Source organism: uncultured Amaricoccus sp. (assembly GCF_937858865.1).
In the GTDB taxonomy this organism is placed as follows: Bacteria; Pseudomonadota; Alphaproteobacteria; order Rhodobacterales; family Rhodobacteraceae; genus Amaricoccus.
On sequence record NZ_CALLYO010000453.1, the window covers coordinates 1 to 4,603 of the forward strand.

Annotated in this window: 5 protein-coding genes and 2 pseudogenes; 1 reads left to right on the forward strand and 6 read right to left on the reverse strand. The window is 78.9% G+C overall.

What is annotated here, in order from left to right; genetic code table 11:
* Both Q0112_RS13265 and cbiE read right to left on the reverse strand, forming a co-directional pair.
* Positions 1 to 258 (reverse strand): cobalamin biosynthesis protein (locus Q0112_RS13265; RefSeq protein WP_297976033.1); only part of this gene is annotated, 258 nt, incomplete at its 3' end.
* Positions 255 to 1,535: a precorrin-6y C5,15-methyltransferase (decarboxylating) subunit CbiE gene (cbiE, locus tag Q0112_RS13270; protein WP_297976034.1), complete on the reverse strand. Its 1,281-nt coding sequence runs from the start codon at positions 1,533 to 1,535 to the stop codon at positions 255 to 257. The genes Q0112_RS13265 and cbiE, both read right to left, overlap by 4 nt.
* Here cbiE and Q0112_RS13275 point away from each other — a divergent pair.
* Positions 1,534 to 2,272: pseudogene (locus tag Q0112_RS13275) on the forward strand (cobalt-precorrin-6A reductase). The gene cbiE and the pseudogene Q0112_RS13275 overlap by 2 nt on opposite strands.
* Here the strand turns inward: Q0112_RS13275 and Q0112_RS13280 are convergent.
* The 4 genes and pseudogenes from Q0112_RS13280 to Q0112_RS13295 all read right to left on the reverse strand — a co-directional run.
* Complete coding sequence (locus Q0112_RS13280; RefSeq protein WP_297976037.1) at positions 2,245 to 3,000, reverse strand: precorrin-3B C(17)-methyltransferase; 756 nt, start codon at positions 2,998 to 3,000, stop codon at positions 2,245 to 2,247. The pseudogene Q0112_RS13275 and the gene Q0112_RS13280 overlap by 28 nt on opposite strands.
* Positions 2,997 to 3,722 carry a precorrin-2 C(20)-methyltransferase gene (locus Q0112_RS13285; RefSeq protein WP_297976039.1) on the reverse strand — a complete coding sequence of 242 codons (726 nt, stop codon included), beginning with the start codon at positions 3,720 to 3,722 and terminating at the stop codon, positions 2,997 to 2,999. Before Q0112_RS13285 ends, Q0112_RS13280 begins: the two co-directional genes overlap by 4 nt.
* Positions 3,719 to 4,345, reverse strand: coding sequence for a precorrin-8X methylmutase (locus Q0112_RS13290; RefSeq protein WP_297976041.1), 627 nt, complete (start codon positions 4,343 to 4,345; stop codon positions 3,719 to 3,721). The genes Q0112_RS13285 and Q0112_RS13290 overlap by 4 nt, the downstream gene beginning before the upstream one ends.
* Positions 4,339 to 4,603 (reverse strand): annotated as a pseudogene (locus Q0112_RS13295) (hypothetical protein); the annotation flags it as partial. The gene Q0112_RS13290 and the pseudogene Q0112_RS13295, both read right to left, overlap by 7 nt.

Sequence of the window (4,603 nt, forward strand, 5' to 3'; positions counted from 1 at the left end):
GGAGGCGCTGCCGGCGCCCGTCGCGGCACGCGAGGCCTCGGAGCGGGTCGCGAGGCGGTCCGCGGGCGCGGCATCCGCGACCAGGAGCGGCAGGCCGAGCCGGCGCGCGGCCTCGGCGATGCCGGGCTCCGCCGCCTTGGCCGGGAGGGTGGCGAGGGCGTCGAGCGGCGCGCCGAAGGCGGCCCGCGCCGCCGCGACGGCTGCGAGCACCTCGGCGGCGGTGACGCCGCGGCGGCTGCCGAGTCCCGCGACCCTCACCGCTTCACCCACGACCATTGCACGACCGGCAGCGCCGGCCGCCAGGCGGTCATGGCCCCGACCGGCGCGGCGCGGGCGACCGAGAGGGCGACGAGATCGCCGCCGAGCCGCCCGGCGGCCTCCGTCAGCCGGGCCTGCATGGCGAGCGTCACCGCGTTCGCGACCAGCCGGCCGCCGGCAGGCAGCTTGGCGATCACCGCCTCGAGGACGCCCGGGTCGGTGCCGCCGCCGCCGAGGAAGATCGCGTCCGGCGGCGGCAGGCCCGCGAGCGCGGCGGGCGCCGCGCCCTCGCGCACCTCGAGGCCGGGGGCGCCGAGGGCCTCGGCGTTGCGGCGGATGCGGGCGGCGCGGTCCGGGCGGGCCTCGACGGCGACGGCGCGGAGCGAGGGGTGGCGGAGCAGCCACTCGATCGCCACCGACCCCGAGCCGGCGCCGACGTCCCAGAGCAGCTCGCCCCGCCGCGGCGCCAGTGCGGCGAGGGTGACGGCGCGGACCTCGCGCTTGGTGATCTGGCCGTCGTGCTCGAAGAGCGCGTCGTCGAGGCCGGCGAGCGGCAGGACGGCGGCCTCCGCCCCGCCCTCGACCTCGACGGCGAGGAGGTTGAGCTCGGCGCAGGCGGCCTCGCCGAAGTCGGCGGCGCGGGCGGTCAGGCGGCGCTCCCGCGGGCCGCCCATCGCCTCGAGGACGTGCAGGCGCGAGGCGCCGAAGCCGGCCTCGACCAGCCGCCGGGCGATCCGGGCCGGGGCGGCGCCGTCGGAGGTGAGCGCGAGGATGCGGGTGCCGGGGTGGAGCAGGGGGCGGACCAGCGCCTCGGCGCGGCCGTGCAGCGAGATCGTCTCGACCTCCTGCAGCGCCCAGCCGAGCCGCGCCGCCGCGAGGCCGAAGGCCGAGGCGGCGGGGATCACCGTCATCTCCTCCGCGCCGATGCGCCGCGCGAGGGTGGCCCCGACGCCGTGCTGGAAGGGATCGCCCGAGGCGAGGACGCAGATCGGCCGGCCGCGCAGCGCCGCCACCGCCGCGACCGCCGTGTCGAAGGGCGTCGGCCAGGGCCGCGCCTCGCCGGCGACGAGCGGGCGGGCGAGCGCGAGGTGGCGCCGGCCGCCGAAGACGACCGCCGCGCCGGCGATCGCGGCGCGGGCGGCCGCGCCGAGCCCGTCGACGCCGTCCTCGCCGATCCCGACGACGGAGAGCCACCTCGGGCCCGTCGCGGCTTCGGGCGGTGGACCGGAGCCATCGGACGATTCCGTCCGATCGGAAATCGCTCTAGAAGGCTGCATGCACGTCCTCATCCTCGGCGGCACCGGCGAGGCTCGCCTGCTCGCGGCGCGGCTCGCCGCCCGACCCGGCCTCCGCCTCACCTATTCCCTCGCCGGCCGCACCCGCGCCCCGGCGCTTCCCGGCTGCGCGATCCGCAGCGGCGGCTTCGGCGGCGCCGCGGGCCTCGCGCGCTGGCTCGCGGCGGAAGGGGTCGGCCTCCTCGTCGATGCGACCCACCCCTTCGCCGCCCGCATCTCGCTGAGCGCCGCCGCCGCCGCGCCCGCCGCCGGCGTGCCGGTCGTGGCGCTCCGCCGGCCCGGCTGGACCCCGCGGCCCGGCGACCGCTGGAGCGAGGTGCCCGACATGGCCGCGGCCGCCGCGGCGCTCGGGCCGCGTCTTCCTCGCCATCGGCCGGCAGGAGGTCGCCGCCTTCCGCAGCGCGCCGCAGCACCACTACCTCGTCCGCAGCATCGAGCCGGTCGATCCGGCGGCCCTTCCCCCGGCGGCCGAGACCCTGCTCGCCCGCGGCCCCTTCGGGGAGGAGGCGGAGCGCGCCCTGCTCGCGGCCCGCCGCATCGAGGTCGTGGTCGCCAAGAACAGCGGCGGCGCGGCGACCTACGGCAAGATCGCTGCCGCCCGCGCGCTCGGCCTGCCGGTCGTCCTGGTCGCCCGGCCCGAGGGGCCGGAGGCGGCCGCGACCGTGGAGGATGCCCTGGCCAAGATGGAACGTCATCTCGCGGCCCCGCGCGGCGAATAGACCAGCGGCGGCAGCCCGGGCCGCGGCACCGCCCGGGTCTCCGCCGAGCCGACGATGACGCAGGTCGCCATGTCGGCGAGGCCCGGATCGGCCGCGCCCAGCGTCGTGACCGTGATCCGCTCGTCGTCCCGGAGAGCGGCCCGGCCGAAGACGACGACGGTCCCGGGGGGCAGGAGCTCGCGCAGCACCTCGAAGGCCCGCGCGAGCTGCCAGGGCCGGGCGCGGCTCGCCGGGTTGTAGAGCGCGAGCGCGAGCCCGGCGCCGGCCGCGGCGCGGAGCCGCCGCTCCCCCGTCTCCCAGGGCTTCAGGTTGTCGGACAGCGACAGGGCGCAGAAGTCGTGGCCGAGCGGCGCCCCGCAGCGGGCGGCGACGGCGAGCATCGCCGTCACCCCCGGCACCACCTCGATCTCGAGCCGCCGCCAGGCCGCGGGCCCGGCCTCGACCGCCTCGCAGACCGCCGCCGCCATGGCGAAGACCCCGGGGTCGCCGCCCGAGACCATGGCGACCGCGCGCCCCGCCGCGGCTAGCGCCAGCGCCGCCCGCGCCCGCCCGATCTCCTCCCGGTTGTCGGTCGGATGCGCCGCCTGCCCCGGCGCCAGCGCAACGCGGGCGAGGTAGGGCCCGTAGCCGAAAAGGTCGGTCGCGCCCGCCAGCGCCGCGCGGGCGGCGCCGGTCAGCTGCGCCTCCGGCCCCGGCCCGAGGCCGACCACGGCGAGCCGGCCGGTCACGGCCGGTCCTCCCAGCCGGGCACCAGCACCAGCGAGAAATAGGGCGCCGCGTCGTCCGCCTTGGCGGCGAGCGGCGTCGTGACCGACTGCGCCATCGTCCCGCGCTCGATGTAGACCGCGCGCCCGAGCTTGCCCGCCCCTTGCAGCGCCCGGCGGATCGTCCCGAGATTGCGGCCGACCTTCATGATGACGCTCGCCGGGCTGTCGACCAGGCGGCGGGTGAGCTCCGCCTCGGGCAGCGTGCCGGGCAGCACGGTCAGCACCTCGTCGCCCTGCACGACCGGCAGGCCGGCCTGGCTCCAGCAGCCCGACATGGCGGTGACGCCGGGGATGACCTCGGCCGGGTAGCGCGGCGCGAGGCGGACGTGGAGGTGCATGTAGGAGCCGTAGAAAAGCGGGTCGCCCTCGCTCAGCACGGCGACGGTGCGCCCGGCGAGCAGATGCGCCTCGACCGCCGCCGCGGCGGCGGCGAAGAAGCCGGCGATGGCCGCGCCGTAGCGCGGGTCCGAGGTCGGGACCTCGGTCGTCACCGGATAGAGGAGCGGCAGCTCCACCACGTCCGGGCGCAGCAGCCCCTCGACCGTCGCCCGGCCGTTGCCGCGCCGGCCGGCCTTGGCGAACCAGGCGACGACGTCGGCCGCGGCGAGCGCCCGCACCGCCTTGACCGTCAGCAGCTCCGGGTCGCCCGGCCCGGTGCCGACGCCGATCAGCCGGCCACTCATATCCCCACCCTCGCCAGCGCGTTCACCGCCGCCGCCGTCATCGCGCTGCCGCCGAGCCGGCCGAGCACGACCGCATGCGGCAGGTCGGTCGCCGCCAGCGCCGCCTTCGACTCCGCCGCGCCGACGAAGCCGACCGGCATGCCGACCACCGCCGCCGGCCGCGGGGCGCCGGCGGCGAGCATCTCGAGCAGGTGGAAGAGCGCCGTCGGCGCATTGCCGATCGCGACGACGGCGCCGGCGAGCCGGTCGCGCCAGAGCTCGAGCGCCGCCGCCGACCGGGTCGTGCCGAGCGCCACCGCCAGCCCCGGCACCTGCGGGTCGCGCAGGGTGCAGATGACCTCGTTCGCCGCCGGCAGCCGCGCCCGGGTCACGCCGTGCGCCACCATCTCGGCATCGCAGAGGATCGGGGCGCCGGCCACCAGCGCCTCCCGCGCCGCCGCGACGAAGCCCGGCGAGAAGCGGACGTGCGCCGCCGCCTCGACGAGGCCGCAGGCGTGGATCATCCGCACCGCGATCTCGGCCTCCTCGGGCGGGAAGCGCGCGAGGTCGGCCTCGGCCCGGATGATCGCGAAGGACCGCTCGTAGATCGCCGTCCCGTCGCGGACATAGTCCCCGCTCACCATCGCGCGGCCTCCAGCAGATAGCGTTCGAGCCCCGCGGGCACCGGCCGCCCGTCCCCTGTGACGCGCGGCCCGTCCTCGCCGGCCACCAGCGTCACGGCCGGCGCGGCGGGCTGGGCGCACCGCTTGGGGCAGCCCGAGACGTGCAGCGGCACCCCCGCCGCGACCTCCGCGCGCTCGGCCGCGATCCGCGCCGCGATCGCCCGCGCCGCCAGCCGCCCGGAGCTGCAGGCCGGCGCCCCGGCGCAGGCGGCGATCGCG

Coding starts and splice junctions, on each gene's coding strand:
- cbiE (WP_297976034.1), bottom strand. CDS start 1,535: ATGCAGCCTTCTAGAGCGATTTCCGATCGGACGGAATCGTCCGATGGC.
- Q0112_RS13285 (WP_297976039.1), bottom strand. CDS start 3,722: ATGAGTGGCCGGCTGATCGGCGTCGGCACCGGGCCGGGCGACCCGGAG.
- Q0112_RS13290 (WP_297976041.1), bottom strand. CDS start 4,345: ATGGTGAGCGGGGACTATGTCCGCGACGGGACGGCGATCTACGAGCGG.